1 tRNA gene and 1 rRNA gene are annotated in these 1923 nt (G+C 48.6%); both read left to right on the top strand.

From position 1 onward, the window contains the following. Positions 1 to 76 (top strand) — tRNA-Ala (locus tag L880_RS0125520). Between the two features lie 388 nt (positions 77 to 464). Next, positions 465 to 1923, top strand: a 23S ribosomal RNA gene (locus L880_RS36180); the annotation flags it as partial.

A 1923-nucleotide genomic window follows, 5' to 3' on the forward strand; every position in this document is an offset into this window, starting at 1 on the left:
GGGGGATTAGCTCAGCTGGGAGAGCACCTGCTTTGCAAGCAGGGGGTCGTCGGTTCGATCCCGTCATCCTCCACCAATGATTGAAGTATTCAACACCAAAGTGGCTTTGAAAGAGGCTACTTTGTTGTTGATCAATATCGATTGATCAATCGGCTGTTCTTTAAAAATTCATAGAGTCGAATCAGAGTTGTCAGAGGAAACTGCACATTCGTAAAGGTTTAGTGCAGACCGTGCCTCTGATGACAATTTTTTGATTGCGTCAAAACGAATATTCAATGGTGCAGCGAAAGCTGTGGAGTTGAAATTCAGTAATGACGAATCTTCTTGAAAGTGGTCAGCAATGACTGTGATCGAGGAGTATTCACATTACGGCATAACGCGTCAGGTGAAAGACCTGACATCAGTCCTTGAAATAGATGGAGATGTTTTGGAGTTGAAAGACTTCTGAGACGTCAAAGTTATAGGGTCAAGTGACTAAGAGCATGTGGTGGATGCCTTGGCGATGATAGGCGACGAAGGACGTGATAGCCTGCGAAAAGCTTCGGGGAGCTGGCAAATTAGCTTTGATCCGGAGATATCCGAATGGGGAAACCCACCGAAAGGTATCGCATGATGAATACATAGTCATGCGAGGCGAACCGGGTGAACTGAAACATCTCAGTAGCTCGAGGAAAAGACATCAACCGAGATTCCGAAAGTAGTGGCGAGCGAAATCGGAGAAGCCTGCTAGTGATAGCTATGAACTTAACAGAACGACTTGGAAAGGTCGACCACAGTGGGTGATAGTCCCGTATGTGAAAAGATCGTAGTGGTACTAAGCTAGCGAAAAGTAGGGCGGGACACGAGAAATCCTGTCTGAATATGGGGGGACCATCCTCCAAGGCTAAATACTCATCATCGACCGATAGTGAACTAGTACCGTGAGGGAAAGGCGAAAAGAACCCCGGGAGGGGAGTGAAATAGATCCTGAAACCGCATGCTTACAAAAAGTAGGAGCCCGCAAGGGTGACTGCGTACCTTTTGTATAATGGGTCAGCGACTTACATTCAGTGGCAAGGTTAACCGAATAGGGAAGCCGTAGAGAAATCGAGTCCGAATAGGGCGTTCAGTCGCTGGGTGTAGACCCGAAACCAAGTGATCTATCCATGGCCAGGATGAAGGTGCCGTAACAGGTACTGGAGGTCCGAACCGACTAGTGTTGCAAAACTAGCGGATGAGCTGTGGATAGGGGTGAAAGGCTAAACAAACTTGGAAATAGCTGGTTCTCTCCGAAAACTATTTAGGTAGTGCCTCAAGTATTACCGTCGGGGGTAGAGCACTGTTTAGGCTAGGGGGTCATGGCGACTTACCAAACCTATGCAAACTCCGAATACCGACGAGTACAGCTTGGGAGACAGAGCACCGGGTGCTAACGTCCGGACTCAAGAGGGAAACAACCCAGACCGCCAGCTAAGGTCCCTAAAATTGGCTAAGTGGGAAACGAAGTGGGAAGGCTAAAACAGTCAGGATGTTGGCTTAGAAGCAGCCATCATTTAAAGAAAGCGTAATAGCTCACTGATCGAGTCGTCCTGCGCGGAAGATGTAACGGGGCTAAGCCAGTTACCGAAGCTGCGGATTTGCAATTTATTGCAAGTGGTAGGAGAGCGTTCTGTAAGCCTGTGAAGGTGGGTTGTAAAGCCTGCTGGAGGTATCAGAAGTGCGAATGCTGACATGAGTAGCGTTAAAGCGGGTGAAAAGCCCGCTCGCCGTAAGCGCAAGGTTTTCTACGCAACGTTCATCGGCGTAGAGTGAGTCGGCCCCTAAGGCGAGGCAGAGATGCGTAGTTGATGGGAAACAGGTCAATATTCCTGTACCGATGTGTAGTGCGATGTGGGGACGGAGAAGGTTAACTCAGCCAACTGTTGGATATGTTGGTTCAAGCTT

Source organism: Curvibacter gracilis ATCC BAA-807 (genome assembly GCF_000518645.1).
In the GTDB taxonomy this organism is placed as follows: Bacteria; Pseudomonadota; Gammaproteobacteria; order Burkholderiales; family Burkholderiaceae_C; genus Curvibacter; species Curvibacter gracilis.